This window comes from Vibrio phycocola (genome assembly GCF_053850235.1).
The window spans coordinates 1-26,903 of record NZ_JBSQDJ010000024.1 but is presented as its reverse complement, the minus strand read 5'-3'; the positions used below and the strand labels follow the sequence as shown (position 1 = coordinate 26,903).

Genomic DNA, 26,903 nt, shown 5'->3' with positions numbered 1-26,903 from the left:
AAGGTCTACGTTTCGCGATTCGTGAAGGTGGCCGTACAGTAGGTGCTGGTGTTGTAGCTAAAGTTATTGCTTAATAATTTGACTATGCACTAGAAAAAGGGGCATCATTTGATGCCCTTTTTCTGCATTGCATCTTTTTTTTGCTCAGAAATAGGGCAGAATAAGATAAAAGTACGTAAGTACTCTTATTTTAGATGTTAGTCTTTAGACTAATATCGGTTGGTTTAGCCCTGCAACAGCGGGGTCATTGTCGTTTTATAGTAAGACTTGTTACAGGTTGGTTTATGAAAGCAAATCATGCTGAAACTCCTGCTAGCTCAAGTGCAGCAGACAAATTTAAGTGGCTAATCGCTATTGCATTGTTAGTTGTCGCTGTTGTGGGTAACTCCCTTTATGGTGAGACAGTTTCTGTGGTTATCCGTACCGCAAGCGTTATTGTTCTGATTGCATTAGCATTAGGCCTAGCAGCAACCACGATTAAAGGTAAAGCTGCGATCGTTTTTGCCCGAGAAGCTCGTATTGAAATCCGCAAAGTTGTTTGGCCTACTCGCCAAGAAACAATGCAAACGACACTGATAGTGTTAGCGGTGAGTGTCGTAATGGCATTAGCATTATGGGGTATCGACGGCATAATGGTTCGTCTTGTTGAGTTTGCAACTGGAGTATAGAGGGTCCAATACATGAGTGAAGCTCCAAAAAAACGCTGGTACGTTGTTCAAGCCTTTTCTGGCTTTGAAGGTCGCGTATCACAGTCGTTACGTGAACACATCAAAATCCATGCAATGGAAGACTATTTTGGTGAAGTACTTGTTCCTACGGAAGAAGTCATCGAAATGCGAGCGGGTCAGCGTCGTAAGAGTGAACGTAAGTTCTTTCCGGGATATGTACTAGTACAAATGGTGATGAATGATGAATCATGGCACCTAGTACGTAGTATTCCTCGTGTTATGGGGTTCATTGGTGGTACATCAGACCGTCCTGCACCAATTACTGATAAAGAAGCCGATGCAATTCTGAATCGTCTTGAGCAAGCGAACGAAGCCCCTCGTCCTAAGACGATGTTTGAAGCTGGTGAGTTAGTTCGAGTTAACGATGGCCCATTTGCTGACTTTAACGGTACAGTTGAAGAAGTTGATTACGATAAAAGTCGTATTAAGGTGTCAGTATCGATCTTTGGTCGAGCAACACCAGTTGAACTAGAGTTTGGTCAAGTCGAAAAAGCTGACTAAATAATAGTCAATTAAAAACTTGTCAAAGGCGTGAAATCTGATTATAATTTCGCGCCTTTTTATAGGTGTTTATTCACATCGGGGAGCTGATTAGACCATCAGCGCTATTACCCAAACATTAGGAAATATCATGGCTAAGAAAGTTGAAGCTTATATCAAGTTGCAAGTTGCAGCTGGTATGGCAAACCCAAGTCCACCGGTTGGTCCTGCTCTAGGTCAACGTGGTGTTAATATCATGGAATTCTGTAAAGCATTTAATGCAAAAACAGAATCTGTAGAGAAAGGTCTTCCAATTCCAGTGGTTATCACTGTATATAACGACCGTTCTTTCACGTTTGTTACTAAGACTCCACCAGCATCAGTTCTTCTTAAGAAAGCTGCGGGTATCAAGTCTGGCTCTTCACGTCCAAACACTGAAAAAGTGGGTACAATCACTGACGCTCAAGTCCAAGAAATCGCAGAAACTAAAGCTGCGGATATGACTGGTGCTGATATCGAAGCAACAAAACGTTCTATTGCGGGTACTGCTCGTTCAATGGGCCTAGTGGTTGAGGGTTAAGAAAATGGCAAAATTAACTAAGCGTATGCGTACGATCCGCGAGAAAGTTGACGTCACTAAAGAATACGAAATCAACGAAGCAGTTGCTCTTCTTAAAGAACTTGCAACTGCAAAATTCGCAGAATCTGTTGATGTAGCGGTAAATCTAGGTATCGATGCACGTAAATCTGACCAAAACGTACGTGGAGCAACTGTTCTACCTCACGGTACTGGTCGTGAAGTTCGTGTTGCTGTATTTACTCAAGGTGCAAACGCTGAAGCTGCGAAAGAAGCTGGCGCTGACCTAGTAGGTATGGAAGACCTTGCTGATCTTGTTAAGAAAGGCGAAATGAACTTTGACGTTGTTGTTGCTTCTCCTGATGCAATGCGCGTTGTTGGTCAATTGGGTACAATCTTAGGTCCTCGTGGTCTAATGCCAAACCCTAAAGTTGGTACTGTAACTCCTAATGTTGCTGAAGCAGTAAAAAATGCTAAAGCTGGTCAGGTTCGTTACCGTAACGACAAAAATGGTATTATCCACACTACCATTGGTAAAGCGACGTTTGAACCAAGTCAAATTCAAGAGAACCTTGAAGCTTTACTTGTTGCATTGAAAAAAGCAAAACCATCAAGTGCAAAAGGTGTTTTCATTAAGAAAGTAAGCATCTCTACCACTATGGGTGCTGGTGTTGCACTAGATCAAGCGACACTAAATACGCAAGCGCAACAATAAATAGCATTTGCTAGAGCGTGAAATTAATGTATAATTTCGCGCTCAAAATATTTGTGGTTGGGGCTGATAGTTGCTTAAATTTTAAGCAAAATACAGTCTCCGTCCAAGACCGTAGGTGTTATTTAGTAATAAATAACTTAATCAAGCCTACGTAGATGGTGCCCGAACTGACAGAAAGATTTATTTTAATAGAACTTTCTTCTGGGAATGCACCTTAAAGCGCTCACTGTTATCGATGATAGTGAGTGGTGTAACGACAACCAGGAGTAAATCCAAAATGGCTTTAAACCTTCAAGGCAAACAAGCAATTGTTGCAGAAGTCAACGAAGCGGCCAGTGGTGCACTTTCTGCAGTTGTTGCCGACTCTCGTGGTGTTGAAGTGTCTGATATGACAACTCTACGTAAACAAGCGCGTGAAGCGGGTGTTTACCTTAAAGTTGTACGTAACACACTAGCACGTCGCGCAGTAGAAGGCACAGCTTACGAATGTCTAAAAGACGTATTCGTAGGTCCTACTTTGATCGGTTTCTCTAATGAGCACCCAGGTGCTGCAGCGCGTATCTTTAAAGATTTCGCGAAAGAGAACAAGAAATTCGAGATCAAAGCAGCTGCATTTGAAGGCGCAGTTACTGACGTTGAAGTACTAGCGACACTACCAACTTACGACGAAGCAATTGCACGCTTGATGATGTGCATGAAAGAAGCTTCTGCAGGCAAATTGGTACGTACTATCGCTGCTGTCCGTGATCAGAAAGAAGAAGCAGCGGCATAAGCCGAACTTTTTACTGATTACTTATTAAACTTATTGTTGACTTAAAAGAGAATTGTTATGTCTATTACTAACGAGCAAATCCTAGACGCAGTTGCAGAAATGTCTGTAATGCAAGTTGTTGAACTAATCACTGCAATGGAAGAAAAATTCGGTGTTTCTGCTGCTGCTGCAGTTGTAGCTGGCGGCGCTGCTGCTGGTGGCGATGCTGCTGCTGAGCAAACTGAATTTGACGTAATCCTAACAGCTGCTGGCGGTAACAAAGTATCTGTTATCAAAGCAGTACGTGGTGCTACTGGCCTAGGTCTTAAAGAAGCTAAAGGTCTTGTTGATGGCGCTCCAGCTGCGATCAAAGAAGGCATTGAAAAAGCAGAAGCAGAAGCTCTTAAAGCTACTCTTGAAGAAGCTGGTGCATCTGTTGAGCTTAAGTAATTATTGCTTAAAAGCTTAGCCGAAAGGCTAATGGCTGGTGGTTAATTAACCACCAGCCTTTTTGCGCTGTAGGGTGTTGACGATTTTTCCGCTGTTCTTTGTCAATCATCTTTGCAAAAATACTTCGTCGTAAGACGTAGTACTACTACGAAACAGCTAGTTAGTCTCTGTCCAATGCCTTTGTTATGATAAAGGTGGGCAGTTTGGGTCACTTATCAGCGAGCTGAGGAACCCCATGGTTTACTCTTATACCGAGAAAAAGCGCATCCGTAAGGACTTTGGTACTCGTCCACAAGTATTGGACATTCCATACCTGCTATCGATCCAACTCGATTCATTCGAGAAATTCATCGAGCAGGACCCTGAAGGACAATATGGTCTAGAAGCCGCTTTTCGTTCTGTATTTCCAATACAGAGCTATAACGGCAACTCTGAGCTGCAATACGTTAGCTACCGTCTTGGTGAGCCAGTCTTTGATGTTAAAGAATGTCAAATTCGTGGCGTTACATTCTCCAAACCACTACGCGTTAAGCTACGCCTGGTTATCTATGATAGAGATGCACCAGCAGGTACTGTAAAAGATATTAAAGAACAAGAAGTCTACATGGGTGAAATCCCATTGATGACTGATAATGGTACCTTCGTGATCAATGGTACCGAGAGGGTTATCGTATCCCAGTTGCATAGAAGCCCTGGTGTGTTTTTCGATAGCGATAAGGGTAAAACTCACTCTTCAGGTAAAGTTTTATACAACGCTCGAATCATACCTTACCGTGGTTCTTGGTTGGACTTCGAATTCGATCCTAAGGACAATTTGTTTGTTCGTATCGACCGTCGTCGTAAACTACCTGCTTCGATCATTCTTCGTGCACTTGGAAAGTCGACGCAAGAGATTTTGGATCTCTTCTTCGAAAAAGTGAACTTCGAAATTAAAGAAAAAACGTTAATGATGGCATTAGTGCCTGAGCGTCTACGTGGTGAAACAGCTAGCTTTAATATTGAAGCTAACGGTACAACGTATGTCGAACAGGGACGTCGTGTTACTGCACGCCACATTCGTAAACTTGAGAAAGATGGCATTGAATTCATCGAAGTACCTGTTGAGTACATCGTTGGTAAAATATCTGCTCAAGATTACATTAACGAAGCAACTGGCGAAGTTATTGTCGGTGCAAACCAAGAGTTTACTCTTGAAGCCCTTGCGAATATTTCTCAAGCGGGTATCAAAGAACTTGAGTGTTTATACACTAACGATTTAGATCATGGCTCTTTCATGTCTGATACGTTACGTGTCGATAGCACGACAGATCGTATTTCTGCATTAGTCGAAATTTATCGAATGATGCGCCCTGGTGAGCCACCAACAAAAGAAGCGGCTGAATCGTTATTCGAAAGCTTATTCTTCAATCCAGATCGTTATGATTTATCAACGGTTGGACGAATGAAGTTTAACAGTTCGATTTCACGTCCAGATGCTGGCGAGCAAGGTACTCTCGATGAAGTTGATATCATCGCGGTAATGAGCAAGCTAATCGGAATTCGTAATGGTATCGGAGAGGTTGATGATATCGACCACTTGGGTAACCGTCGTATCCGTAGTGTTGGCGAAATGGCTGAGAACCAATTCCGTGTTGGTTTAGTTCGTGTCGAGCGTGCAGTAAAAGAACGTTTGAGCCTTGGTGACCTTGATGCAATCATGCCTCAAGACCTGATCAATGCTAAGCCTATTTCTGCAGCGGTAAAAGAGTTCTTTGGCTCTTCTCAACTGTCTCAGTTTATGGACCAAAACAACCCGTTATCAGAAGTGACGCACAAGCGTCGTATTTCTGCATTGGGTCCAGGTGGTTTGACTCGTGAGCGTGCTGGCTTTGAAGTCCGTGACGTACACGTAACTCACTATGGTCGTTTATGTCCTATTGAAACACCTGAAGGTCCAAACATCGGATTGATCAACTCATTATCAGCGTTTGCACGTTGTAATGAATATGGTTTCCTTGAAACACCTTATCGTCGTGTTATCGATGGTGTGGTTACCGATGATGTAGACTACTTATCAGCTATTGAAGAAGGTCAGTTTGTTATCGCTCAGGCGAACGCATATTTGACTGATGATGGTAAGTTTGGCGATGAGCTGGTTACGGCCCGTCAAAAAGGTGAATCTGGTTTACACCCACGTGAAGAAGTTAACTACATGGACGTTGCGACGAACCAAGTAGTTTCAATTGCGGCATCGTTGATTCCATTCCTTGAACACGATGATGCGAACCGAGCTTTGATGGGTGCAAACATGCAACGTCAGGCGGTTCCAACTTTGCGTGCAGATAAGCCGCTTGTTGGTACTGGTATCGAACGTAATGTTGCGGTTGATTCAGGTGTTACAGCAGTTGCTAAACGTGGCGGTTCTGTTCAATCAGTGGATGCATCACGCATCGTAGTTAAAGTTAATGAAGAAGAGTTGGTACCAGGCGAAGCCGGTATCGATATCTATAACTTGACTAAATACACCCGTTCGAACCAAAACACGTGTATTAACCAACGTCCATGTGTCATGCCTGGTGAACCTGTTGCTCGTGGTGATGTTCTTGCTGATGGTCCTTCAACTGATCTTGGTGAACTTGCACTTGGGCAAAACATGCGTATCGCATTTATGCCTTGGAATGGTTATAACTTCGAAGACTCGATTTTAGTATCTGAGCGCGTAGTTCAGGAAGACCGTTTCACGACAATCCACATTCAAGAGTTATCTTGTGTGGCTCGTGATACCAAGTTAGGTTCAGAAGAAATTACAGCTGATATTCCAAACGTAGGTGAATCTGCACTCTCTAAACTCGATGAGTCAGGTATCGTTTATATTGGTGCTGAAGTTAAAGGCGGTGACATCTTAGTGGGTAAAGTTACTCCTAAAGGTGAAACTCAATTAACTCCAGAAGAAAAACTATTGCGTGCAATCTTCGGCGAAAAAGCATCTGACGTAAAAGACACGTCATTACGCGTACCTAACTCAGTGAGTGGTACGGTAATTGATGTTCAAGTCTTTACTCGTGATGGCGTCGAAAAAGATAAGCGTGCATTAGAAATCGAACAGATGCAGCTTAAAGAAGCGAAAAAAGACCTTACAGAAGAGTTCCAAATTCTTGAAGGTGGTTTACTAGCTCGTGTTCGTAGCGTACTTATCGCCGGTGGTTTCTCTGAAGCGAAACTGGATGGTATTGAACGTAAGAGATGGCTAGAGCAATCTGTTGAAGATGAAGAGCTTCAAAACCAGCTTGAGCAACTTGCTGAGCAATGGGATGAGCTTAAATCCGATTTCGATAAGAAATTTGAAACCAAGCGTCGCAAAATCACTCAAGGTGATGACTTAGCGCCGGGCGTACTGAAGATCGTTAAAGTTTACCTTGCGGTTAAACGTCGTATTCAGCCTGGTGATAAGATGGCGGGTCGTCACGGTAACAAAGGTGTTATCTCTAAGATTAACCCAGTGGAAGACATGCCATACGATGAGAAAGGTAATCCTGTCGACATCGTGCTTAACCCACTAGGTGTACCATCGCGTATGAACATCGGTCAGATCCTAGAAGTTCACTTAGGTGCAGCGGCTAAAGGTATCGGCGATAAAGTCAACCAGATGGTGAAAGAACAGCAAGAGCTTGCGAAGCTTCGCGAATTCTTGCAAGAGGTATACAGCCTTGGTGACGATAATCGCCAGGTAGTCGATATTGCTGAGCTTAGTGATGATGCAGTACGCACATTAGCTGAAAACTTACGTGGTGGTTTACCGGTAGCGACTCCTGTCTTTGATGGGGCAGCCGAATCAGAAATCAAACGTCTATTGAAACTAGCGGATTTACCTGAATCAGGTCAGTTAACGTTATTTGATGGCCGTACTGGTGATTCGTTTGAGCGTCCAGTTACAGTAGGGTACATGTACATGCTGAAACTGAACCACCTTGTTGACGATAAGATGCACGCTCGTTCAACGGGTTCATATAGCTTAGTAACTCAGCAACCACTTGGTGGTAAAGCTCAGTTCGGTGGTCAGCGTTTCGGTGAGATGGAAGTATGGGCACTAGAAGCATACGGTGCTGCTTACACTCTACAAGAAATGCTTACTGTTAAGTCTGATGACGTTAACGGTCGTACGAAGATGTATAAGAACATCGTCGACGGTAACCACAGCATGGATCCTGGTATGCCTGAATCATTCAACGTATTGTTGAAAGAGATTCGCTCACTAGGTATCAATATCGAGCTAGAAGACGAAGAGTAATCCTTTTTCTATTGTGAATAGAAACTGGGTTATCTGGTAGAAAAGGTGCCAGCCATATACTGGTTGGCCCTTTTTAACTCCTTACAGGAGCTGATTGTGAAAGACTTATTAAACTTTCTAAAAGCACAGCATAAGACCGAAGAATTTAATGCTATTAAAATCGGTCTATCTTCACCTGATATGATCCGTTCATGGTCATTCGGTGAAGTGAAAAAACCTGAAACAATCAACTATCGTACGTTCAAACCTGAACGTGATGGTCTGTTTTGTGCGCGTATTTTTGGACCAGTTAAAGATTATGAATGTCTTTGTGGTAAATATAAGCGTCTAAAACACCGCGGTGTGATTTGTGAAAAATGTGGTGTTGAAGTTACTCAAACTAAAGTTCGTCGTGACCGTATGGGACACATTGAACTAGCGTCACCTGTTGCCCACATCTGGTTCCTAAAATCGCTACCATCTCGCATCGGCCTATTAATGGATATGCCGCTACGTGATATCGAGCGAGTACTATACTTCGAAATGTACGTGGTAACTGAACCTGGTATGACTGATCTCGAGAAAGCTCAGCTTCTTACTGAAGAAGAGTACTTAGATCGTCTCGAAGAGTGGGGTGATGAATTTGTAGCTAAGATGGGTGCGGAAGCGATTAAAGATTTGCTGACCACCATGGATCTGAACGCAGAAATCGAAATGATGCGTGAAGAGCTACAAACAACAAATTCTGAAACCAAGCGTAAGAAAGTAACTAAACGTCTTAAATTAATTGAAGCGTTTGTGTTGTCGGGCAATAAGCCTGAGTGGATGATTTTAACTGTACTTCCAGTTCTTCCACCTGACCTTCGTCCTCTAGTACCACTAGATGGTGGTCGTTTTGCGACATCAGATCTAAACGATTTATACCGTCGTGTTATTAACCGTAATAACCGTTTGAAGCGTCTTTTAGAGCTTGCGGCTCCGGACATCATCGTGCGTAACGAAAAGCGTATGTTGCAAGAGTCTGTTGATGCGCTTCTTGATAATGGTCGTCGCGGCCGTGCGATTACGGGTTCTAACAAGCGTCCACTTAAATCGCTTGCGGATATGATCAAAGGTAAACAAGGTCGTTTCCGTCAGAACTTACTTGGTAAACGTGTTGATTACTCTGGTCGTTCTGTAATCACTGTTGGTCCAACACTACGTTTGCATCAATGTGGTCTTCCTAAGAAGATGGCATTGGAACTGTTTAAACCATTTATCTATAGCAAGCTTGAAACTCGTGGCATGGCAACGACAATCAAAGCAGCGAAGAAAATGGTAGAGCGCGAAGAAGCGGTTGTTTGGGATATCCTAGACGAAGTTATTCGTGAACACCCAGTATTACTTAACCGTGCACCAACATTGCACCGTCTTGGTATTCAAGCATTTGAACCAGTACTAATCGAAGGTAAAGCGATTCAGCTTCACCCACTCGTGTGTGCGGCATATAACGCTGACTTCGATGGTGACCAAATGGCGGTACACGTGCCTCTTACTTTAGAAGCACAACTTGAAGCTCGTACTTTGATGATGTCGACAAACAACATTTTGTCACCAGCATCAGGTGATCCAATCATCGTTCCTTCACAGGACGTTGTATTGGGCCTTTATTATATGACTCGTGAAAAAGTAAATGGTAAAGGTGAAGGAATGTATCTTTCTGGCCCAGCAGAGGCAGAAAAAGCATACCGCACTAAAATGGTAGAGCTTCATTCTCGCGTTAAAGTTCGTATTACCGAAACTGTTCGTGATGAAGATGGCAACGAAACCACTGACACTCGTTTGATCGATACTACAATCGGCCGAGCAATGTTGTGGCAAATTGTTCCAAGTGGTCTTCCTTACAGCATCGTTAACCAAAAATTAGGTAAGAAACAGATCTCTAACCTACTTAACGAGGCATATCGTAAGCTTGGTCTAAAAGATACGGTTATCTTTGCTGACCAAATCATGTATACCGGTTTTGCTTATGCAGCACTGTCAGGTGTTTCTGTTGGTATCGACGATATGGTTGTACCAGACGCGAAATACACTGAGATTGCAGAAGCAGAAGAAGAAGTTCGCGAAATCCAAGAACAGTTCCAATCTGGTCTTGTAACGGCGGGTGAACGCTATAACAAAGTTATCGATATTTGGGCTTCAACCAATGATCGCGTAGCAAAAGCGATGATGGCAAATCTATCTTCTGAAAGCGTCATTAACCGTGACGGTGAAGAAGAAGAGCAAGAGTCATTTAACAGCATCTATATGATGGCTGACTCGGGCGCTCGTGGTTCTGCTGCTCAGATTCGTCAGTTAGCGGGTATGCGTGGTTTGATGGCTCGTCCAGATGGTTCAATCATCGAAACGCCAATCACAGCGAACTTTAAAGAAGGTCTAAACGTACTTCAGTACTTTATCTCAACGCACGGTGCCCGTAAGGGTCTTGCGGATACAGCACTGAAAACAGCAAACTCGGGTTATTTGACTCGTCGTCTAGTAGACGTTGCTCAAGACGTTGTAGTAACTGAACACGATTGTGGTACTCAAGAAGGTGTCGATATGATGCCTCATATCGAAGGTGGTGACGTTAAAGTTCCACTTACTGAGTTAGCGCTTGGTCGTGTTATTGCTGAAGATGTATTGAAGCCGGGTACTGACGATATTCTTATTCCACGTAACACATTGATTGACGAGAAATGGTGTCAGATCATTGATGAAAACTCAGTGGATAAGATGCGTGTTCGTTCAGTTGTAACGTGTGAATCTGACTTCGGTTGTTGTTCTCTATGTTATGGCCGTGACCTAGCACGTGGCCACTTGGTTAACCAAGGTGAATCAGTCGGTGTTATTGCAGCACAGTCTATCGGTGAACCAGGTACACAGCTAACGATGCGTACGTTCCACATCGGTGGTGCGGCATCAACAGCTGCTGCGGAAAACAGCATTCAAGCGAAAAACAAAGGTTCGATTAAGATCCATAACGCCAAGTTTGTTACTAACAAAGACGGCAAGATTGTAATTACTTCTCGTGCATCTGAAATGACCATCGTTGATGAGTTCGGTCGTACGAAAGAGAAACACAAGCTTCCTTATGGTTCGATCCTAAGTAAAGGTGATGGCGCGTCAGTTGAAAACGGTGAAACTGTTGCAAACTGGGAAGCGCACACTATGCCAATCATCACTGAAGTGGCTGGTCGAATCCAGTTCGTTGATATGATTGATGGTGTTACTGTTTCTCGTCAAACAGATGATCTTACTGGTCTATCTTCAAGTGAAGTGACAGAGCCTGCTGCTCGTCCTGCTGCTGGTAAAGACATTCGCCCTGCTATTAAGCTTGTTGATAGCAATGGTAAAGATGTGATGATTCCTGGTACTGATATGCCGGCTTCATACTTCTTACCAGGTAAAGCGATTGTTAATATCGAAGATGGAAAAGAAGTAGGAGTGGGTGATACGCTTGCTCGTATTCCTCAGAAATCTGGTGGTAACCGAGATATCACGGGTGGTCTACCTCGCGTAGCCGACTTGTTTGAAGCTCGTAAGCCAAAAGAGCCTGCTATTCTTGCTGAGTACACTGGTACAGTATCATTCGGTAAAGAAACGAAAGGTAAACGTCGTTTATGCATCACTCGTGAAGGCAATGATGTTTACGAAGAGATGATTCCTAAGCATCGTCAGCTTAACGTGTTTGAAGGCGAGAAGATCGAACGTGGTGATGTTATCGCCGACGGTCCTGAGTCTCCACATGACATCCTACGTTTACGTGGTATTCATGCTGTGACTGAGTACATTGCTAACGAAGTACAAGAAGTTTACCGTTTACAAGGTGTTAAGATTAACGATAAGCACATCGAAACTATCGTTCGTCAGATGCTACGTAAATGTACAATTACCTTCGCCGGTGACTCTGACTTCTTAGCGGGTGAACAGCTTGAATACGCTCAAGTTAAGATCGCCAACCGTCAACTTGAAGCTGAAGGCAAAGAGCCAGCACGCTTTGAGCGCGAGTTGTTAGGTATCACTAAAGCATCGCTAGCGACTGAATCCTTCATTTCAGCAGCATCGTTCCAAGAAACGACGCGCGTATTGACGGAAGCAGCGGTATCGGGCAAACGTGATGAACTTCGTGGTCTTAAAGAGAACGTAATCGTTGGACGCTTAATCCCTGCGGGTACTGGTTTTGCTTATCACCAAGATCGCCAAGCTAAGCGCGCTGAAATACAAGAAGGTCCGTCAGCTGAACAAGCGACAGACAATCTTGCAGCATTGCTTAATGCAGGTTTCTCTTCTGAAGAGTAAAGATTGCTACTAATAGAAAAGGCGCCGAAAGGCGCCTTTTTTGTATCTGAGATTGTTATGACCAGAATATTATAAGAGGATAGTACTCAAACTACCTGTATGAGTTACGCTCCTGGTGGAATCGATAAGCTATCTAAAATGAGCTGAATTAATTGGTCTTCAACTTCAAAACGTATTTCGATCAGTTCACCAATCAAAGACATATCTTCATCAAATCCTTCAATGCTCTCTTCTGCATCCATGTCGATATATTTTTCAGAAAAGTTGAGCAGTGGAGTGGTTGTTTGAACGATATTTGCGTAGGTTTGGTCAATTTCTTCCGTTGTTTTGAATCCAGTTGCTCGCCACTTTTCCATGACCATATCGTAGATTTTAAAATGCCCTTCTGAGATATAATCAATTAGTTGGCGACAGAAACTGTCCATTTCACTACTGGTCGGCAGCTTAGTCAATGTCTGTGCATTAGGTTGTAAAGATAACAACTTACAGTATTCGACGATTAAGGATTGGCGTTGTGATAACCAATGATCAATAACATCGCTGGAGCCGCCCCACTGTTCTCGCGCAGTTTCAAATTTTGTTAGCATGGCTATGCCCTCATATTTTGACCAATCATAAATGTTGGCCTCTTATCGGGACGTTAAATCGTTGCCCCAATTTTCACTCAAAAGCTTATCGTGTTTAAAATCATATATTTTAAACACTGACATCAATTTAGATTGCCAGTAAAATAGTTCTACTGCAAGGAGTTAGAGGTGATCATGTTAGCAAATAGCGATATTAGCTGTGCCTATTGGTGCGTTGTTTCAGGAAGTGATCTGTGGCTGATAAATGGAGAACTACCGTGTGGAACTGCTCAGCAATTGTCACTTCCTAAAGACTCAGCAATTGAAGTTGCCAAGTATCAAGGTTTACCGGTCTATTGGGTTAATGAAGAAGACGTTGACGTTGAATTGGAGATGCACTCGTTAAGAGAATTAATCTGTGCTGATGAAGATATTTTTCTTGCTGCGAGCAAAGCGGTACAGTTTGGCCATATGACACAAACTCAACGTTTTTGCTCTCAATGTGGCGGGCGTACTCATTTAAATCATCGAGAAACATCGATGCAGTGCCAAGATTGTCGAACGCTCCATTATCCGCGTATTTTCCCATGTATTATTGTCGCAGTCCGCTCTCAGGATAAGATTCTTTTAGCTCAACATCCTCGTCACCGTAATGGAATGTATACCGTAATCGCAGGGTTTGTCGAAGTCGGAGAGACGCTTGAGCAGTGTGTCGCACGAGAGGTAAAAGAAGAGACTGGAATAACGGTAACTAATATTCGCTATTTTGGCAGTCAACCTTGGGCATTTCCTTCCAGTATTATGGTGGCCTTTCTCGCTGACTATGAATCAGGAACGATTAAACCGGATTATTCTGAACTCAGTGATGCGGCGTGGTTTGGTGCTCAAGAGTTACCCCCAGTAGCGCCAGTTGGTACGATTGCGCGAGCCTTAATCGATAAGACATTAGATGATATTAAAACGATATCTTAGTGTTAGGATAAACACGAGACGAGATATAAAACGAAAAAAAGCCCTCCGGCGCGGAGGGGGTAATTAAGGTCGTTGAGACTCCGAGAGTATTATTCTCAGTACAGCATTAATAATAGTAATTTTCGCTAGCGGATCAGTTTTTATCACTATTGATAGTAATGTAGCAATGAACGCCTCTATCTTTATTTCAACAACTTGATCCAGCTTGCAAAGTATTGATTAATCCTTTGAATTGTACGAAAGTTCACCACCTGTTGAGTATTAATTTACGATTCTGATTTGAGCTTAGTCAAAGAACCATTGATAATGTAAAAAAGAGAATAAAAATAGCCGTTCGATATCCTAAAAAAATGGAAGAGACCATGACCGAATTAAAGAATGATACCTATCTACGTGCTTTGCTCAAGCAGCCTGTTGACTACACTCCCGTTTGGATGATGCGTCAAGCAGGGCGCTATTTACCGGAGTATCGAGCAACTCGTGGTCAGGCTGGTGACTTTATGTCTTTGTGTAAAAATGCAGAGTTAGCATCAGAGGTAACATTACAGCCATTGCGTCGTTTTAAGCTTGATGCTGCAATACTATTTTCCGATATTCTTACAATTCCTGATGCGATGGGGCTAGGTCTATATTTTGAACAAGGGGAAGGACCGAAATTTACCTCTCCAATTCGAAGCCGATCTGATGTAGATAAGCTTCCTATTCCCGATCCTGAAGGCGAGCTTCAGTACGTAATGAATGCTGTTCGCCAGATTCGTACTGATTTAAAAGGTGAGGTACCACTGATTGGTTTTTCGGGAAGTCCTTGGACACTCGCAACTTATATGGTTGAAGGGGGAAGCTCGAAAGCATTTACGTTGATCAAACGTATGATGTATAGCGATCCAAGTACGTTGCATCTCCTATTAGATAAATTGGCCGATAGTGTTATTGATTACTTAAATGCTCAAGTAAAGGCTGGTGCGCAGTCATTAATGATTTTCGATACATGGGGTGGGGTACTTACGCCGCGAGACTATAATGAATTTTCATTGCAATACATGCATAAAATTGTTGATGGATTGATTCGTAATATGGATGGTCGACGCGTTCCTGTGACATTGTTTACTAAGAATGGTGGTATGTGGTTAGAGCAGATAGCCGCAACAGGTTGTGATGCCGTGGGGCTAGATTGGACAATTAATATTGCGGACGCCAAGCGCCGTGTCGGTGATAAAGTTGCACTACAAGGGAATATGGACCCGTCGATGTTATATGCTAGTCCAGAGCGTATTCGTCAGGAAGTCGCGACAATATTGGAAGGGTTCGGTGATGGCGGAACAGGTCATGTGTTCAATTTAGGACACGGGATACATTTGGATGTTCCACCAGAGAATGCGGGCGTATTTGTGGATGCGGTTCATGAAATATCACTGCCATATCACTCTAAGCGGTAATTCGATTTGTGCCTGGTATCTCAGGCACTTTTGTTTATTGATTATCTTGGTTATACATAGGCTTGAGATGTAATGAAAACTAAAGAGAAAATTGTGGTTGCTGCGTTAGAGCTATTTAATCAGCAAGGTGAGCGAAATGTGACGACGAATCACATCGCCCATAACCTTTCGATTAGCCCTGGTAACCTCTATTATCACTTTCGAAACAAGCAAGAAATTGTTAGAGCGATATTTGCAAATTATTCGGTTGAGTTGCTCGAGCGTTTTAGCCCTATTTATGGTCAGCATGAGAGCCTTTCTTTATTCAAGCATTACCTTGATTCAATTTTCACCTTAATGTGGAAATATCGCTTTTTCTACAGCAATTTGCCTGAAATTTTACGCCGAGATGAGCAACTCCATCTTGAGTACATAGAAGTGCAAAATCAGCTACGCGACAACTTAGTTAAAATTATCGATACGTTTGTTGAGATGGGGTTATTGGAAGTCGAGAAAGATGAAATGACAACGTTTGTGACTACATTACATGTAATCACGACAAGTTGGCTCAATTATCAATCGGCTCATACTCATTGTAGTGATGTAAGCGAATCAATTATTCATCAGGGAATGTTACAGATGATCTCTGTGGTAAAGCCAAAGGCGACAGAGCAAGGGTTAGAACAACTAAAACTACTTGAAGAAGGAATTACGGCGATTCATGCCTAACGATAGTAGAGGTTTATTTACTCAACCATTTCAGTGGATTTTGGGCTTTACTATTTCGTCTAATTTCGAAATAGAGTGATGGTTGCGTTTGTCCTCCGGTATCACCGACAAGTGCAATCGTTTCTCCAGCGGTAATCTTATCTCCTTCTTTTTTGAGTAAGCTTTGGTTGAACCCGTAGAGAGTCATATCCCCTTTCCCATGATCTAGCAGAACGACTAACCCATAACCTCGCAAATATTCAGAAAACACGACAGTTCCTGGATATGCGGCTTTCACTTGCTGCCCATAATTGGCGCTAATGACAATTCCTTTCCAGGCGATTTGCCCAGTTTGTTTTGTGCCAAAGCGATGCAGAAGACGTCCTTTCACTGGCCATGATAATTTCCCTTGTACTTGTTTTAGTCCATTCATTGGAACGGCATTGCGTTTAGCCGCTTTTGCGAGTTCTGCCTTTAATCGACCTTCATTGCGTTGCAATTCCGCGAGATACACTTTGTCAGACGAAATACCGGATTTTATTTTACTAAGTGTTGAACGGCGTTTGCTCTGGGTACTATCGAGCTTCTTATGTTTGCTTTTTTGTTCTGCAAGGAGTTTTGCTAGGGAATCTCTCTCACTTTGAAGTGTTTTCTGCTTGGCTATTTGTGATTGGTGGGTTTGATTTAGAGCCTGAATTGTCGAACCACGTTGTTGAGCAAGATACTGATAATACTGACTAATACGATCGGCATCGATATTGCCGTCTAATATGGTTGAAATGTTACCGCTGTGACTTGTGATGTAGTAGGTATCGATGAGTTTTTTTAGTTTTTCAGACTGCTCTCTTTTTTGTGTATCAAGAACAGTAATTTCTTGCTCTAATGTTTTTATTGCTGAGTTTTTGTTAGTGAGCTTTTTCTGAGTCTCTTTAATTTGTTTTTCAATCGAAGAAATGGTGACTTCTTGTTTCTTCAATTCACTTTGCAGAGAGTCTAGTTTCTTAGTTTGTTTTGAAAGCTCTTTTTGTTGGTGAGATATTTCACTTTTTACACCGCTTAGCTCATTGCTTTTCGCTGCAAGCGTCACTGATGGCATAACCAGAGCTAAGGCAAAAAGGGCGTAAGAATATGATTTGAAAAAATTGCGTACAAATTGAAAAGTCACAGCATACCTATTAAAACTAAAATTTAATAACAATCACCATTCAGCTGGTCAGTATACCTAATATAAATCTCTTAACGATATTTCAATGAAGAAAAATCTCTATTTAATGAAGTCGTCGGCAATAAAAAAGCCCCGATAAATCGAGGCTTAGCTTTATTCGTACTAAAAGGGTTTTAAACGAGCACAGAACCAGACATTTCAGCTGGAATTTCCATATCTGTTAATGCCAACATGGTTGGTGCTAAGTCAGACAGTTTTCCACCTTCTTTCAGAGTTACATCTTTGTTTCCAACATACACTAATGGTACAGGCAAGTTAGTGTGTGCAGTGTGTACTCCACCCGTTTCTGGGTTTATCATCATTTCTGCGTTGCCGTGGTCTGCTGTGATAAACATTTGACCATCAACCTCGTTGATTGCTTCAACGACACGTCCAATACATTCATCAACCGCTTCACATGCTTTTACCGCTGCATCGTAAACACCAGTGTGTCCAACCATATCACCGTTAGGGTAATTGCAGATAATAGTGTCGTATTTACCTGATTTGATGGCGGCAACCAATTTATCTGTGAGTTCAGGGGCACTCATTTCAGGTTGAAGATCGTAAGTCGCGACTTTTGGTGAAGCAACGAGTTGGCGTTCTTCGCCTTCGAATTCGTTCTCGATACCGCCATTGAAGAAAAACGTAACGTGAGCGTATTTTTCAGTTTCAGAGATACGCAGCTGTGTTTTCCCTGCTTTAGATAGCCATTCACCATAGGTATTTTCAAGTGAAGCTGGTGGGAATGCACAAAGCAGTGGGATATCCGCTGCATATTGAGTCAGCATAACGAAATCAATAGCTGGGAAATTAGCACGCTTGAAACCATCAAAGCTTGGTACAAATGCACGAGTGATTTCACGAGCGCGGTCTGCACGGTAGTTCATGAAAATAACCGCATCGCCATCTTCCATTGCTGAAGACTCTTGGCCCTCTGCTTGAAGAATTGTTGCTTTAACAAATTCATCATTCTCATCACGTGCATAAGCTGCTTCAAGACCTTCAACTGCAGAATCGAAAGTGAAGGCGCCTTTTGCATCGGTAAGCAGTTCATAAGCTTCTTGAACGCGCTCCCAGTTGTTGTCACGGTCCATCGCGTAGTAACGACCGACAAGTGATGCAACTCGGCCTTTCCCTAATGAAGAGAAAAGGTCATCGAAACGTTTTAATGAATTTTCAGCACTACGAGGTGGTGTATCACGCCCGTCTAAGAAACAATGTAAGAAGATTTTTTCAGCGCCACGAGCAGCCGCCATTTCAACAGCAGAGTAGATATGGTCTTCGTGAGAGTGAACGCCACCTGGAGACATTAGCCCCATAATATGTACCGCTTTACCCGCTTTAATTGCTTTATCCATTGCAGCAGCAATTGTTGGGTTATCTTGGAATTCACCATCGCTGATAGATTTAGTAATACGGGTCAGATCTTGGTATACGATTCGGCCAGCGCCGATATTAGTATGACCGACCTCTGAATTACCCATTTGACCATCAGGTAAACCCACATCCATACCTGACGCAGAAATTAGGGTGTTTGGACGGCTTTTCATTAATCCGTCAATAACAGGAGTATTTGCATTACTGATCGCATTGTCATTGTTATCTTCGCGATAACCCCAACCGTCAAGAATGACTAGAGCCATTGGCTTCTTAGCAGACATAGTGTAGACCTCGTTAAAATCTAAGTAATTGAATCATGAAATTAACGTAATTTTACTACACTTTGCACTCAATACATAAGGCGAAGATCAATGATTTTTCCTATTAATGCCATTGGGGTAAATTAACCAATTGATTATTGTTCGTATTTGACTGTTGCATACAATTGCTCAAAGCGGGATATTGAGTTGAAGTAGATTTTCGAATATTGAAAAACGTTATTTGGAGATAAGAAAACAAATAACCTTGTTTTTAATAGGATTTATTATTGAGTATTGTATCGAAGCAATGTTTTTGTAATCGATATCATGTAAGATGTATGCCTAGTTTTTGAACACAGTAAATAATTATTTATACCAGTTCACAGCTTGATATCTCGATATGGATTAGCTTTCTGCTCATTATAATGAGGGAGCAGTACTAAAGGGAACTTACAATGCCAACGTTAAATAATTATATTGTTAGGTTTATTTTTAGTTGCGTACTAGCGCTTATTATCTCCTCGTATATCATCAATTTCGAGGAAAATAGACTGTCAGCAAGCCGTTCTAAAGCCAGTATAAAAAACAATGCCATGGCTATTAGTAATATAGAGGGTTACTTCAGTAATATTATTACTGTGTTAGACCAGATTGAGAATAAATATACTGGGGAATGTGACAATAGAATTATTTTATTCATGCGCAGAGAGTTGTTCTCAATTCTTGGTGGCGTTGAGTTTGGAATTGTTTCAAGGTACGACAAAAAAAGTTATGTGATATGTAACTCTTGGGGCGATGGAGAGAATGTTAAAGTTCGGAATCCCATTAATTCCCCCGGGTATTTGATGACTGGGCCTCATAAAATTAATTCATTGGGTGAGCCAGTCTATGTTGTAAAGAAAACACATAATGATATCGAGTATAACCTAATTTTAAAAATCTCTTCTTTATCCGGTATCGTCGGTACCTCAAATATTAGCTTGATTAAAAGTGGTAAGCACCTCTATGGCACTGAGGATTATACAAATACCGAGAAATCTAACGTTATATCAAATATAGAGTATGGGCTTGGCTCCGGTGAGCAAGCTTCTCTTCCACTTTATTATAAAATATTTGTGTTTACTTTTGTGCTTGCTGTTGTGTTCTTCTCTATCGGTAAAAAGCTAATCTACATGATTAATCGCTACTTATTAGTGAGGAAAATAAATTCAGGAGGTTATTTCTTTAATGTCTTTCAGCCAATAGTTGATGCAAAGACAAACTCTGTCTTCTCATACGAAGTCTTTACAAGAGCCCCTAGTCATACCAATGCATTATCAATTATGAATGAAATCAAAAGGTTTAATATTCATGATGAACATGCCATCAATCAAATTGAACAAGTGAAACAGTCTAAGTTAGACAACGTTATTCAAATTAATATATCGGTTAAAAATATGCTGTCTGATCGATTTTATTCTTATGTTTCATCACTCGATGAGGGTTTTATCAAAGGTACTATTTTCGAAATAACAGAAGATGAGAACCTGCTCGAAAACAAAGATATTGTCTCTGAAAGGATGAAAGCGTTAAAAGAGCTCGGTTATCGTTTTGCTATTGATGATTATGGTGTTGGTTACTCTAACTTGGCGTATCTTGTAGAATTAAACTTTGACTATATCAAAATAGATAAGAGCATGACTCGAAATGATAATCGAAACTTACTCAGTATTATTAAGGCATTAGTTTCGGATATGGGCACTACTTGTATCGCAGAAGGTGTTGAAAGTCGTAGTCAAGCTGATATGTTGAATGAGATAGGGATTGATATACAACAAGGTTGGTATTATGGGAAGCCGGTTGAACTCTGTGATATCTGAGGCGAGGGAATTTTAATTTATTAGGGCATCGATGCCCTGAATTGATAATCCTTTATTTCTCTTGCTTATAGTGTGTTTGTATAAAAACAACCCTTCACTGGGGGAATAGGTGATCGGGTTGTTTTATATACGAAATATGCTTGGCGTATTAAGCGGCATACTTAGTGACCTCATGCGGGTAAATACGCATGCCTGTTACTGTATTTTCATATGCTGATTCATCTTTAAGATAAGACCAAGCTAGAGCATCGGTGTTTGTACGTGCTGCTAAACCATGGATAACATCGTCAATGCGACGGCCAGCGTAGTCTTTAGTTGGAACAAAAATATCTTTGATAATTGATAACATAGTGACTCTCCTCTGTAAGTTAATTACATTTTAGGTGATGCAAGTCACATTTTGCAAGTTTTTTGTGATCTAAATTCAGTTTTTATTTTTATTGTTGTAATTTTGTTACTGATTTAATGTCAGATGTAGCTACGTTGATAATGTTTAACTCAGAATAAGTTTTTGATTTTTATGGCCAACCCTTCTGTCCTATCTATATACCAATATTCCTGTACCAAAAACTGCTAGAAATGCACCGAACCAAGCATATACATTGGGGCGTTGTTTTGTGTACATCCACATAAGAGGGAGTAGCATAATTGGAGTCGTTGAGGAGAGAAGGGCGACCATACCCACATTACCGGTACGCAATGCATACAAAATGAGCGTCATGCCTAATGCCATTGCCATAAACCCATTTAAAGCGGTGATCAGGAAAATATTTTTTGTAATTTTTAATATAGGCTGACTTGCTTTAAATCCACTCATGAATAAGAGTTGATGCGCGACAAATGCTGTCATCATTCTAATTGCTGACGCTGATATTGGGTCGATATTCGTTTGCATAACGGGTTTGGCTATTATACCTCCTAGGGCTTGGCATAAAGCTGCGGTAAGCCCGAGTGCAATACCAAGCCACACCTTTCCATGTACCATTTCTAACTGGTGAGTTTCTTTGGCTTTTCCTCGAAATAAAATCGCAGTAATGACTCCGATAAATACGAGAGTTGAGCCCAACAATTCTAGCGAGCTCATTGTTTCACTAAATAAAAAGAACCCCAGAATAGCGGAAAAGACCGCATGACATGAAAATAGAAGTCCTGCTTGACGCGGCCCCATTCTATTGAAGCAGGCAAATAAAGCTGTATCACCAATAAATATTCCAATAAGACCTGAAAGCATCATGGGAGGGATTTGGTTGATTTGGACGGTTTGCCATCCTCCTGTGTAAAGAATCGCTGCGATCAAAATGACTGAGGTACAACCCATACGCCAGCGGCTGTATGAAAATGAGCCTAAATGACGCGCAGGAATAACTGAAACCATGCTACTGACTGCCCATAACAGTGCAGCGGCCAACGCTAACCATTCATAACCCATTGATGTACTACTCACTATAATGAAAAGCACTACTATGCGTTAAGATTTTGATAAATAAAAGAGGTTTATCGGTATTGAAACCAATAGAGTTCCTTACTCTGCGAGACTTCCTTAAAAAAGGAATTATGTTAAAACCCAGAGGGCAACATAAACCATAACTAACCCAAGTATTCCTATGATTAAACCGACTTTTGCCATATCGCGGCTTTCGATTAACCCAGTCGAATATGCGAGAGAATTTGGCGGTGTTGATACGGGGAGAATCATCCCTAAAGATGCAGAGAAAGCGACAACCACGAGAAGGCCTTGTAACCCCCCGATGCTCTGCAATCCATTCATTGATGTGCCAATTGCAGCGGCTATGGGCATGAGTAAGTTGGCCGTTGCAGTGTTCGACATAAAGTTTGCCATTAGCCAACATACGATAGAAAGTGTGATGACAACAGCCAAAGGAGATAAAGAATCGTAGTTGATTGCATTTGCTAGCGCATAGGCGAGCCCCGTTTTATCTAAGGCGATTCCAATGGCAATACCACCGGCAACTAACCAAAGTACATCCCAGTTTATTTGCTTAAGTTCAACCTTTCCCATAATACCAGTTAAGGTAAAGACCGCGAGTGGAATGATGGCGACGACATAGGTATTCATGCCATGAAGCGATGTCGTCATCCACAAAATTATCGTCGCTGCGAACGTGACATATACGGTAATCGCTTGCCAGCTTTTGCCAAACTTCCCTTGAAGGTTTAATTCCATATGAGTTTGTGTGGAAGGAAAAAGGCGCTGAAGAAGAAACCACGCAAAGGTTAGTTGGATAATAACAAAGGGTAACCCCATCATCATCCACGATAAAAAGCTAATGCTGTTTTCCCCAGTTAGGTACTGAAGAGCAATGGCATTTGGCGGTGTCCCTATTGGAGTCGCAATACCACCTGTGTTAGCGGCAATTGGGATACATAGTACTAACGCTTTAATGCCCAGATCTCCAGGCTTCGCTGATGCGACAATCGGACCCAATAACGCGAGCATCATTACGGTAGTTGCGGTGTTGGACATAAACATAGAGAAACAGGCTGTAATTAACATCAACCCCAACATGATGAATTTTGGTTGTGTCCCAAATGGCTTGAGTAGAACGCGAGCAAGGTTGTTATCGAGGTCATATTTCGATGCAGCAATGGCTAACGCAAAGCCTCCCATAAACAAAATGATGATGGGGGAGGAGAACGCGTTGAATATATCGGTATAGCTTATTAAAGTGCCAAACTCATGGCCTTCCTCGGTAGGGCGAAATAGGTGTAAACCTTTGTTCGATATCATGATCAACTCTAACGTAATGATCAGAATAGATGTTGCGAAAACGGGAACGGGCTCAATGATCCAAAGAAGCGCAGCAAGAAGAAAAATAGCTAATAAGCGATGTTGGATAAGTGTTAAGTTGTCGATTGGAATACTATCGATGGGGACAAAAAGTAGAGCAATAGCAGGAATAAAACAAACTAATAATTTTATGATTTGGGTGATTCTAACTCGATTCATTTACTGCTCGCTTAGTCCATGGCCCTCATTTAATTAGAATAGAGGATCATGTTTCCATGGACTTAGAGCTGGGTAGAGTTTTTTTTATCAAATTGATTAAAAACGAATATTAATTGGTTTTGATCAATATATACGATGGACTTAAAACAACGGTCCACCGTTATTGATGAGTATTAATTCTCTGAATTATCGACCTTATGAGCATACGGTGTTCCCATTTTTGTTGGGGCTTCCGGCTTCATACTATCGTCAAAACAAATTTGGTTTGCAGCAAATAGGTTAATCACAGTTGAGCCCAACTTAAAGCGACCCATTTCTTCGCCTTTTGTTAGTCGAACAGCTTTTTCACCTTCACTTGGGTAATTCCATTTGTGCACAGAGTTTCCGGTTGGAGGAGTAATCGTACCAGCCCAAACTTGCTCGATACTGCCGACAATGGTTGCACCAACAAGAACCTGTGCCATAGGGCCAAATTCAGTATCAAAAATGCAGACTACTCGTTCATTTCGAGCAAATAAATTAGGGACATTTTCAGCGGTTAAAGGGTTAACCGAAAAAAGATCGCCTGGTACGTAAATCATTTGACGCAATATGCCATCGCAAGGCATGTGGACTCGGTGATAATCACTTGGAGAAAGATAAAGTGTTGCAAAACCACCATCATTAAATTCTGCCGCAAGTTCTTTACTACCACCCAATAATTCTAACGCAGAATAAGTGTGGCCTTTGGCTTGAATTAACTGGCCATCAACGATCGGGCCAAATTGACTAACACACGCATCAGCTGGGTGTGTTAAAACGGTTTTTCCTGCAGCAATTGGACGAGATCCCGGTTTGAGTTCTCGAACAAAGAAGTCATTAAAAGTTTGATAATGCTCTGGCTCCGCATGCAGTGCTTCATTCATGTTAACTTTGTATTGTTTAATAAACCAACGAATGACTAACGTGGTCAGTTTCCCAGCCTTAGCGGATGCAAGTTTTCCCATAAACCGAGTAAGAGCGTGTTGAGGAAGCCAGTACTGAAGTCCAATTTTCAATTTATCCATGAGCTATGCATCCGATTTTTCTGATAATGTGATTAAAAATTAATGAGAGCGAAATAGTACTGAATTCCTATTTCACTGTCAGTAATTGAAATGAAACTAAATAAGAATTAAGGGCTATAAATCCGCTTTTTTATTTCGAGAATATTGACGGTTGGCTTTATTTTCCATCATGCTTTCGATTATACGGTGGTAGTTATCGTAACGAACCTTTGCGATCTCACCTCGATCCACTGCTGCTCTGATAATGCAGCCAGGATCATCACTATGTTTACAATCACGAAACTTACAGCCGCCTAAAAAAGGTCGAAATTCGACAAAAGCTTCGGTGACTTCTTCTGCTTCCAGATGCCATAAGCCAAATTCCCGGACACCGGGTGAGTCGATAAGGTCACCTCCACTGGGGAAGTGGTAAAGCCTTGCAGTGGTGGTGGTGTGCTGCCCAAGGCCGGAATTCTCCGACACATCGCCTTCCACGATTTTACTCTCAAGGTTTGGCATTAGAGCATTCACTAAGCTCGACTTTCCAACACCCGATTGGCCAACAAAAACATTCACCTTGCCAAATAAATGCTGTTCTAGCTCTTGAATTCCGGCTCCTGACTCTTTACTGACGTAGAGAATTGTATAACCCAGATCCTGATAGATTGACATAGATCGACGATAGGAGTCGTATTCACTTTCATTTAATAAGTCGATTTTATTGAGAACGAGTAAAGGAGTGATACCTAGCGTTTCAGATACAATGAGATAACGATCGATAATATTTAAGGATAATTCAGGGAGAACTGAAGAAACAATGATCATTTGGTCGACATTGGCTGCTACCGGTTTTAAACCATCATAATAGTCTGGTCTGGTGAGCACAGAACTACGAGGTTTCACGGCTTCAACAACACCGGAAATTCCAGCCATCTTCTCTAAACCTGCACGCCATAAGACTTTGTCACCAGATACGAGAGATTCGATATTGCGTCTAAGATTACAGCGATGAATCTGCTGAGAATCAACATCTTCGATATCGGCATGCTGTCCAAAGCGACTAATGACAAGCCCTTCTTGAACGGCACCGAGCATTGTATCGTCCCACTCAATATGGTCATCTTTATTCAGACGTCGCTTCTGGTTATTTCTGACTCGGCGCACTTGGCCATGAGTTAATTTTTTTCTCTTTGCCACAATTATCTACTTTAAGAGGGAAACACTGTGTCGTTTAAGATTACTCAATATGCATATTGGAGTATCTCGCCCTAACTTGAATGAGGTATAGTACCTTTTTTATCTTAAAACCCATATAGGGAACTGTTATGTCTTTTAATGATCAAAATTTAATTTGGATTGATCTTGAGATGACTGGACTTGACCCAGAAACTCATAAAATTATCGAGATAGCGACAATAGTTACTGATAAGGAACTTAATGTATTAGCTGAAGGCCCAGTATTAGCGGTCTTTCAGCCAGAAAGCGAATTGGATAAAATGGATGAATGGTGCACTACCACACATACCGGAAGTGGATTGGTCGAGCGTATTCGGACTGATTCGGTGAGTGAAGCAGAAGCTATTAACCAAACCATCGCTTTTTTAGAGCAGTGGGTTCCAAAGGGAAAATCTCCAATTTGTGGTAACAGCGTTGGTCAAGATCGTCGTTTTCTCGTCAAATATATGCCAGAGCTAGACGACTATTTTCATTATAGAGCACTAGATGTCAGTACAATTAAAGAGCTAACCCGGCGATGGCAGCCAGATATTTTGACTGGGTTTAGTAAAAAAGGAACCCATTTAGCATTGGATGATATCCGAGAATCGATTGCTGAGTTGCAATACTACCGAAAATCGGTATTTAAAATTTAGGGACATTTTTTGGTTAGTGCGGATTATTTCACCATAACTGCTCGATCTTTGCTGGCTTTTTCGCCATTCAATTGAGATTACAAAAAAAAATGAATTTTTTTAGTCTTAATGCTTGCATCGTTTCAAAATGCTCTTATAATTCGCAGCCCTAAACGACGTAAAGCGTTTATTGCGACACTAGCTCAGTTGGTAGAGCGCAACCTTGCCAAGGTTGAGGTCACGAGTTCGAACCTCGTGTGTCGCTCCAAATTTTTAACACGCAGCTTGACGTAACCTTGCTAAGGTTGAGGTCACGCTCTTAGTTAAAAGAAAGCGAACCTCGTGTGTCGCTCGAATTTTCATTAAGAACTTAATGATTTAAAAACATTATTGCTAGAATTACCAAGAGCAATAATTACGGACGCG

The 26,903-nt window shown here is 41.7% G+C and carries 22 protein-coding genes and 1 tRNA gene; 15 read left to right on the top strand and 8 right to left on the bottom strand.

What is annotated here, in order from left to right; genetic code table 11:
- The 9 genes from ACWU4D_RS19385 to rpoC form a co-directional block, all read left to right on the top strand.
- A partial coding sequence (locus tag ACWU4D_RS19385; protein ID WP_131818057.1) for an EF-Tu C-terminal domain-related protein occupies positions 1-74 on the top strand: 74 nt, incomplete at its 5' end.
- A gap of 210 nt (positions 75-284) precedes the next feature.
- Positions 285-668 carry a preprotein translocase subunit SecE gene (gene secE / locus ACWU4D_RS19380; RefSeq protein WP_456053087.1) on the top strand — a complete coding sequence of 128 codons (384 nt, stop codon included), beginning with the start codon at positions 285-287 and terminating at the stop codon, positions 666-668.
- A 12-nt stretch (positions 669-680) separates the two neighbouring features.
- Positions 681-1,229, top strand: a complete 549-nt coding sequence (gene nusG / locus ACWU4D_RS19375; protein ID WP_456053086.1) for a transcription termination/antitermination protein NusG — start codon at positions 681-683, stop codon at positions 1,227-1,229.
- Positions 1,230-1,359: 130 nt separating this feature from the next.
- Complete coding sequence (gene rplK / locus ACWU4D_RS19370) at positions 1,360-1,788, top strand: 50S ribosomal protein L11 (protein WP_456053085.1); 429 nt, start codon at positions 1,360-1,362, stop codon at positions 1,786-1,788.
- A gap of 4 nt (positions 1,789-1,792) precedes the next feature.
- Positions 1,793-2,500: a 50S ribosomal protein L1 gene (rplA, locus tag ACWU4D_RS19365; protein ID WP_456053084.1), complete on the top strand. Its 708-nt coding sequence runs from the start codon at positions 1,793-1,795 to the stop codon at positions 2,498-2,500.
- Between the two features lie 277 nt (positions 2,501-2,777).
- Positions 2,778-3,272 (top strand): 50S ribosomal protein L10, encoded by a 495-nt coding sequence (rplJ, locus tag ACWU4D_RS19360; protein WP_456053083.1) that lies wholly within the window; start codon positions 2,778-2,780, stop codon positions 3,270-3,272.
- Between the two features lie 57 nt (positions 3,273-3,329).
- Positions 3,330-3,701, top strand: coding sequence for a 50S ribosomal protein L7/L12 (rplL, locus tag ACWU4D_RS19355; RefSeq protein WP_456053082.1), 372 nt, complete (start codon positions 3,330-3,332; stop codon positions 3,699-3,701).
- Between the two features lie 235 nt (positions 3,702-3,936).
- Positions 3,937-7,968: a DNA-directed RNA polymerase subunit beta gene (gene rpoB, locus ACWU4D_RS19350; RefSeq protein ID WP_456053081.1), complete on the top strand. Its 4,032-nt coding sequence runs from the start codon at positions 3,937-3,939 to the stop codon at positions 7,966-7,968.
- Between the two features lie 96 nt (positions 7,969-8,064).
- Positions 8,065-12,267 (top strand): DNA-directed RNA polymerase subunit beta', encoded by a 4,203-nt coding sequence (rpoC, locus tag ACWU4D_RS19345; RefSeq protein ID WP_456053080.1) that lies wholly within the window; start codon positions 8,065-8,067, stop codon positions 12,265-12,267.
- A gap of 104 nt (positions 12,268-12,371) precedes the next feature.
- Here the strand turns inward: rpoC and rsd are convergent, their stop codons facing one another.
- A complete protein-coding gene (rsd, locus tag ACWU4D_RS19340; RefSeq protein ID WP_456053079.1) occupies positions 12,372-12,854 on the bottom strand; it encodes a sigma D regulator in 483 nt (160 codons plus the stop codon).
- A 174-nt stretch (positions 12,855-13,028) separates the two neighbouring features.
- Here rsd and nudC point away from each other — a divergent pair, with 174 nt between their 5' ends.
- The 3 genes from nudC to ACWU4D_RS19325 all read left to right on the top strand — a co-directional run bounded on the left by nudC (position 13,029) and on the right by ACWU4D_RS19325 (position 15,949).
- Positions 13,029-13,805, top strand: coding sequence for an NAD(+) diphosphatase (gene nudC / locus ACWU4D_RS19335; protein WP_456053089.1), 777 nt, complete (start codon positions 13,029-13,031; stop codon positions 13,803-13,805).
- A 362-nt stretch (positions 13,806-14,167) separates the two neighbouring features.
- Positions 14,168-15,241, top strand: coding sequence for a uroporphyrinogen decarboxylase (gene hemE / locus ACWU4D_RS19330; RefSeq protein WP_456053078.1), 1,074 nt, complete (start codon positions 14,168-14,170; stop codon positions 15,239-15,241).
- A gap of 72 nt (positions 15,242-15,313) precedes the next feature.
- Positions 15,314-15,949, top strand: coding sequence for a TetR/AcrR family transcriptional regulator (locus ACWU4D_RS19325; protein ID WP_456053077.1), 636 nt, complete (start codon positions 15,314-15,316; stop codon positions 15,947-15,949).
- A 13-nt stretch (positions 15,950-15,962) separates the two neighbouring features.
- On the opposite strand, the gene ACWU4D_RS19320 is transcribed toward ACWU4D_RS19325, so the two are convergent.
- Both ACWU4D_RS19320 and gpmM read right to left on the bottom strand, forming a co-directional pair.
- On the bottom strand, positions 15,963-17,024 hold the full coding sequence (locus ACWU4D_RS19320; RefSeq protein ID WP_456053076.1) for a murein hydrolase activator EnvC family protein: 1,062 nt from the start codon (positions 17,022-17,024) through the stop codon (positions 15,963-15,965).
- 242 nt (positions 17,025-17,266) lie between these two features.
- Positions 17,267-18,796 (bottom strand): 2,3-bisphosphoglycerate-independent phosphoglycerate mutase, encoded by a 1,530-nt coding sequence (gpmM, locus tag ACWU4D_RS19315; RefSeq protein ID WP_456053075.1) that lies wholly within the window; start codon positions 18,794-18,796, stop codon positions 17,267-17,269.
- Between the two features lie 434 nt (positions 18,797-19,230).
- Here gpmM and ACWU4D_RS19310 point away from each other — a divergent pair, with 434 nt between their 5' ends.
- Positions 19,231-20,634: an EAL domain-containing protein gene (locus tag ACWU4D_RS19310; protein ID WP_456053074.1), complete on the top strand. Its 1,404-nt coding sequence runs from the start codon at positions 19,231-19,233 to the stop codon at positions 20,632-20,634.
- Positions 20,635-20,782: 148 nt separating this feature from the next.
- Here ACWU4D_RS19310 and ACWU4D_RS19305 read toward each other — a convergent pair whose 3' ends face one another.
- From ACWU4D_RS19305 to rsgA, 5 genes are all read right to left on the bottom strand, one after another.
- Entirely contained in the window at positions 20,783-20,983 is a 201-nt protein-coding gene (locus ACWU4D_RS19305; protein ID WP_456053073.1) for a hypothetical protein, read from the bottom strand.
- A gap of 189 nt (positions 20,984-21,172) precedes the next feature.
- A complete protein-coding gene (locus ACWU4D_RS19300; protein WP_456053088.1) occupies positions 21,173-22,063 on the bottom strand; it encodes a DMT family transporter in 891 nt (296 codons plus the stop codon).
- Positions 22,064-22,186: 123 nt separating this feature from the next.
- A complete protein-coding gene (locus ACWU4D_RS19295; RefSeq protein ID WP_456053072.1) occupies positions 22,187-23,602 on the bottom strand; it encodes an SLC13 family permease in 1,416 nt (471 codons plus the stop codon).
- A gap of 173 nt (positions 23,603-23,775) precedes the next feature.
- Complete coding sequence (asd, locus tag ACWU4D_RS19290) at positions 23,776-24,648, bottom strand: archaetidylserine decarboxylase (RefSeq protein WP_456053071.1); 873 nt, start codon at positions 24,646-24,648, stop codon at positions 23,776-23,778.
- A 114-nt stretch (positions 24,649-24,762) separates the two neighbouring features.
- The gene (rsgA, locus tag ACWU4D_RS19285; RefSeq protein ID WP_456053070.1) at positions 24,763-25,824 is read right to left on the bottom strand and encodes a small ribosomal subunit biogenesis GTPase RsgA; all 1,062 of its coding nucleotides are present in this window, start codon (positions 25,822-25,824) and stop codon (positions 24,763-24,765) included.
- 128 nt (positions 25,825-25,952) lie between these two features.
- On the opposite strand from rsgA, the gene orn reads away from it, so the two are divergent.
- Together orn and ACWU4D_RS19275 are read left to right on the top strand one after the other, a co-directional pair.
- Positions 25,953-26,498 carry an oligoribonuclease gene (gene orn / locus ACWU4D_RS19280; RefSeq protein WP_456053069.1) on the top strand — a complete coding sequence of 182 codons (546 nt, stop codon included), beginning with the start codon at positions 25,953-25,955 and terminating at the stop codon, positions 26,496-26,498.
- Between the two features lie 171 nt (positions 26,499-26,669).
- A tRNA-Gly gene (locus ACWU4D_RS19275) sits at positions 26,670-26,745 on the top strand.
- Positions 26,746-26,903: the final 158 nt, after the last annotated feature.

What these genes read in the sequence shown, in the direction of transcription:
- ACWU4D_RS19320 (WP_456053076.1), bottom strand. Translation starts at nt 17,024, where the DNA reads ATGCCATCAGTGACGCTTGCAGCGAAAAGCAATGAGCTAAGCGGTGTA.
- ACWU4D_RS19305 (WP_456053073.1), bottom strand. Translation starts at nt 20,983, where the DNA reads ATGTTATCAATTATCAAAGATATTTTTGTTCCAACTAAAGACTACGCT.
- orn (WP_456053069.1), top strand. Translation starts at nt 25,953, where the DNA reads ATGTCTTTTAATGATCAAAATTTAATTTGGATTGATCTTGAGATGACT.
- rplA (WP_456053084.1), top strand. Translation starts at nt 1,793, where the DNA reads ATGGCAAAATTAACTAAGCGTATGCGTACGATCCGCGAGAAAGTTGAC.
- rsd (WP_456053079.1), bottom strand. Translation starts at nt 12,854, where the DNA reads ATGCTAACAAAATTTGAAACTGCGCGAGAACAGTGGGGCGGCTCCAGC.
- rplJ (WP_456053083.1), top strand. Translation starts at nt 2,778, where the DNA reads ATGGCTTTAAACCTTCAAGGCAAACAAGCAATTGTTGCAGAAGTCAAC.
- secE (WP_456053087.1), top strand. Translation starts at nt 285, where the DNA reads ATGAAAGCAAATCATGCTGAAACTCCTGCTAGCTCAAGTGCAGCAGAC.
- hemE (WP_456053078.1), top strand. Translation starts at nt 14,168, where the DNA reads ATGACCGAATTAAAGAATGATACCTATCTACGTGCTTTGCTCAAGCAG.
- asd (WP_456053071.1), bottom strand. Translation starts at nt 24,648, where the DNA reads ATGGATAAATTGAAAATTGGACTTCAGTACTGGCTTCCTCAACACGCT.
- gpmM (WP_456053075.1), bottom strand. Translation starts at nt 18,796, where the DNA reads ATGTCTGCTAAGAAGCCAATGGCTCTAGTCATTCTTGACGGTTGGGGT.
- ACWU4D_RS19300 (WP_456053088.1), bottom strand. Translation starts at nt 22,063, where the DNA reads ATGGGTTATGAATGGTTAGCGTTGGCCGCTGCACTGTTATGGGCAGTC.
- rplL (WP_456053082.1), top strand. Translation starts at nt 3,330, where the DNA reads ATGTCTATTACTAACGAGCAAATCCTAGACGCAGTTGCAGAAATGTCT.
- rplK (WP_456053085.1), top strand. Translation starts at nt 1,360, where the DNA reads ATGGCTAAGAAAGTTGAAGCTTATATCAAGTTGCAAGTTGCAGCTGGT.
- ACWU4D_RS19310 (WP_456053074.1), top strand. Translation starts at nt 19,231, where the DNA reads ATGCCAACGTTAAATAATTATATTGTTAGGTTTATTTTTAGTTGCGTA.
- ACWU4D_RS19325 (WP_456053077.1), top strand. Translation starts at nt 15,314, where the DNA reads ATGAAAACTAAAGAGAAAATTGTGGTTGCTGCGTTAGAGCTATTTAAT.
- nudC (WP_456053089.1), top strand. Translation starts at nt 13,029, where the DNA reads ATGTTAGCAAATAGCGATATTAGCTGTGCCTATTGGTGCGTTGTTTCA.
- ACWU4D_RS19295 (WP_456053072.1), bottom strand. Translation starts at nt 23,602, where the DNA reads ATGAATCGAGTTAGAATCACCCAAATCATAAAATTATTAGTTTGTTTT.
- nusG (WP_456053086.1), top strand. Translation starts at nt 681, where the DNA reads ATGAGTGAAGCTCCAAAAAAACGCTGGTACGTTGTTCAAGCCTTTTCT.
- rpoB (WP_456053081.1), top strand. Translation starts at nt 3,937, where the DNA reads ATGGTTTACTCTTATACCGAGAAAAAGCGCATCCGTAAGGACTTTGGT.